The organism is Moorena sp. SIO2C4 (assembly GCF_010672485.1).
GTDB lineage: Bacteria > Cyanobacteriota > Cyanobacteriia > Cyanobacteriales > Coleofasciculaceae > Moorena > Moorena producens.
The window spans coordinates 1-3,939 of record NZ_JAAHGN010000720.1 but is presented as its reverse complement, the minus strand read 5'-3'; the positions used below and the strand labels follow the sequence as shown (position 1 = coordinate 3,939).

Sequence of the window (3,939 nt, the reverse complement as noted above, 5' to 3'; positions counted from 1 at the left end):
TGCAATGTTATGGAGCGAGCCATGTCCTTAGAAAAAATGGAGGCAGCCCGCCAAGAAGCCGAAAACCTTGCTCAGGAACAGCGCCAGCTCAAAGAGGAGCTGCAAAAGCGTGCTCTAGAACTGTTGATGGAAGTAGAGCCAGTAAGTAAAGGAGACCTCACCATTCGAGCCCAGGTCACTGCCGATGAATTGGGAACTATTGCCGATTCCTACAATGCTACCATCGAAAGCTTGCGGAAACTTGTACTGCAAGTCCAACAGGCAACCAAGCAAGTCACTAGCACCACTACTCAAGATGAAGCAGCCATCCGAGAGCTATCCACAGAAGCTTTACGACAGGCGGAGGAAATTGCTAATGCTTTACAAAAAATTCATGACATGACAGTCTCAACTCGCTCTGTGGCTGCCAGTGCCTCTGAAGCCGAAGCCGCAGTCAAACAAGCAGCTCAGACGGTGGAAGCTGGGGATGCTGCTATGAACCTCACTGTGGAAGGTTTTATGGCGATTCGGGAAACTGTAGGTAGTACGGCTAAGAAGGTCAAACGTCTTGGGGAATCGTCCCAAAAGATTTCTAAGGTAGTCAACCTGATTAGTGGCTTTGCTGAGCAAACCAATATGTTAGCCCTCAATGCCGCTATTGAGGCGGCTCGTGCTGGGGAAGCTGGTCGAGGCTTTGCAGTAGTTGCTGATGAAGTACGAGCGTTGGCTCATCAATCGGCGGAGGCAACGGCGGAAATTGAAAAGCTGGTAGCAGACATTCAGGCGGAAACCAATGAGGTGGCAGCCGCTATGGAAGAGGGAACTGAGCAAGTGGTAGTTGGGACTCAACTGGTGGATGACACCAGGCAGAGTTTGAATCAAATTACTGCCGTAACGGTCAAGATCAATGAATTGGTCAAAGCAATTGCCATCACAGCTGTTGATCAAACCCAAGCAAGCGTTTCAGTTACTGAAACTATGACTGACGTAGCAGCGATCGCGAATAGAACATCCACAGAAGTCAGCCAAGTATCTAACTCGTTCAAAGAACTGCTAACAGTGGCTGAGGAACTGCAAGATAGTGTAGGCAAGTTCAAGGTGAGTTAGTGTCATTGTAGTTATTAGTTATGTTGTTAATGACCAATGACCAATGACCAATGACCAATTTGCAATTTTCTCTTGACCAATGACCAATGAAGAACCATGGCAACTCACTCTGAGATCCAAGACCAAGCCTATCAGTTTTTTATCGAAGAGGCACCAGAGCTGTTGCAACTGATCGAGACAGGTTTACTGAATCTCCAGCAAGAACGAAGCACGGCTAAAATCCACGATTTAATGCGAGCCGCTCACTCCATTAAGGGAGGTGCTGCCAGTGTTGGGCTAGAGGCAATTAAAACCTTGGCTCATCGTCTCGAAGATATCTTCAAGGCTTTCTACAGCGACGAGGTACAACTTGATACTGAGCTAGAAAGCTTGCTGCTCAAAGCTTATGACTGCCTCCGGAACCCCCTCATCCAGCAAATTCAGGAAGGCTATTTTGACCCAGAGCAAGCGCTAGCCAGTGCTCAATCCACTTATGCCCAGATTGAAGAACGACTCGGTGATGCCCTTACACAGGTTCATAACTACATTCCTAGTTCCGGTGACTTAGGTATTGATATTGTATCCTCTATTTTTGAGGTTGATGTGGCTCAGGGACTAGAACGTCTTGCTGCGGTTTTAGCCAATCCCCAAAATTATGAGGTCGTGGGGGAATTAAAGGCACAAGCAGAGGTATTTGCTGGCTTTGCCGAGTTACTGAACTTGTCCGGATTTGGCGCGATTGCCCAAACGGCTATAGCGGCAGTAGAGCAAAATCCCCACCAAGTCCTGAAAATTATTGAACTGGCCCTAGCTGATTTTACAACAGGACGAGCTGCTGTACTAGCAGGCGATCGCACTCAAGGGGGAAATCCCTCGACTGCTCTAGTTGCTTTAACACAAGCTCCTGCCGCTCCGACTAATGACATCACAAATAGTCTAAATACCACCTCTGAATTTGAAGATATCTTTAGTGACTTTAACCTAGGCGAAGCAACCAATGCCTTTGATGACTTTACCTTATCCGAGCAAACCGCTACCGAACCATCCCAACTCAATCCACTAGGTGAAGAGACTTTCGAGACCTCACCCACCCTTGCCGATCAGGAAACTGACCTAGATCAAGCAACTGTTGACCCACCATCTTGGAAGGTTACCGACTCAGCTGATGTTACTGATATTTTTAGTAACTTTAACCAAGATCAACAGACCTTACTCTTTGAAGACGTTGCTCTAGGCCAGGAAACCACTGGCCAGCAGCCCCAAGTGAACCTGCCAGCTCAGGAAGTTCCTCTGAGCGCACCGATTGTTGCTGATCTCAGAACTAGTGACTTGGGGCAAGCAAGTCTTGACCTACCATCTGATCAATCTACACCTTCAGAGGATCAAGTTAACCCAGTCCAAGAGGAAGAAGCATCTTTCCCAGAGGAAACCATTTCCCCGACCGCAGAAACTGTTCAACGCTCGGAGCAAGACCTGAGTAACTCTAAGGCTGACCCTACCCCAGGATCTAAACCAGTAGCGAACTCGCCCAATCCATCAAGCACTGCTTCTGCTCCCCGGAAGAACTCATCCCTAGAGGTCCCAAAAACCCTGGAAGCCGCAGTGGAAAAGATTGAACAAATCTTTGAAAGCCTGCCACCGCTCCAGGATATGCCTGCTTCAGATGTTCCATCACCACCAACGCTACCAGCAGCGGCATTCCTAGCCAATGAATTAGCTATTAACCCATCCACTCAATCGGGTAAATCCCAGCAGCATCAACCTATTCAACCTAATCGAGCTACTTCTAAGCCGTCAGAGCATCCCAGCCAAAGTCCAACCTCTATTTCCCCTGAGAGTTCAGTCCGGGTTAACTTAAAGCGACTAGAACGGATGAACAATCAGGTAGGGGAACTGGTGATCAACCGCAATAGTATTGGGCTGCAAAATGAACAATTACAAGGAGCAGTGCGGGAACTTACCCAAAGATTTGACCTTTGTCAAACCATTGTTAGTCAATTACAAGACTTATCTGATCAGAGTCTAGCGAGTGCCTCAAGTGCTGGATCAATGGTCTCAAATCCTAGCTTTGCCTCCCTTAGTAAGAATGAGTGGAATCAGCAAGGGACGAATTCTGTTGGTGAGCGAAACTTATCCCAGCAATCGGTAACGTGGTCAGGCCAAAAGAGTCTAGAGAGTGAGTCAGACCCATTGAACAAACCCCTATTTGATTCCTTGGAAATGGATAGCTATAGCAACGTCCATGCTTTGATCCAAGGACTACAAGAAGAAATGATGCTGCTTAAAGAAGCCGTGGGGGATATAACCCTATTTGCCCAGCAGTCTGATCAGACCTTGGAACAACAGCGGCAAATGCTTTCTCAGCTACGAGACGAGCTGATGTGGGCGCGGATGTTGCCTCTGGGTCAAGTACTCAACCGCTTTCCCCGGGCTTTACGGGATCTTTCTACCCAACACCACAAGCCAGCCAAACTCAAGCTTAGTGGTACAGGAGTTTTGGTGGATAGAGCAGTCCTGGAAAAACTTTATGACCCCTTACTACATTTACTCCGGAATGCTTTTGATCATGGCATTGAATCCCCTCAAATTCGGCGGAAACGAGGTAAATCAGAGCAAGGACAAATTGAAATTCGGGCTTACCATAAAGGCAATCAAACCATCATTCAAGTCAAGGATGACGGTGAAGGTCTCAATATTGAACGCATTCGTAACCAAGTATTGGTCAAGGGATTGTTGTCAGCCAAACAAATTGCTAAAGCTCCCCCATCCCGCCTGTTAAAGATGATTTTTGAGCCAGGATTTTCTACCGCAGCTAAAGTCAGTGAACTGTCTGGTAGGGGAGTAGGTTTAGATGTAGTACGCTCTCAAATTCGA

General features: G+C 47.4%; 2 protein-coding genes. Both read left to right on the top strand.

Features of this window, described 5'->3' with window-relative positions:
- A partial coding sequence (locus tag F6K20_RS27850; protein ID WP_287296840.1) for a methyl-accepting chemotaxis protein occupies positions 1-1,086 on the top strand: 1,086 nt, incomplete at its 5' end.
- 96 nt (positions 1,087-1,182) lie between these two features.
- Positions 1,183-3,939, top strand: a 2,757-nt coding sequence (locus F6K20_RS27845) for a chemotaxis protein CheA (RefSeq protein WP_287296839.1), incomplete at its 3' end; no start/stop codon positions are given.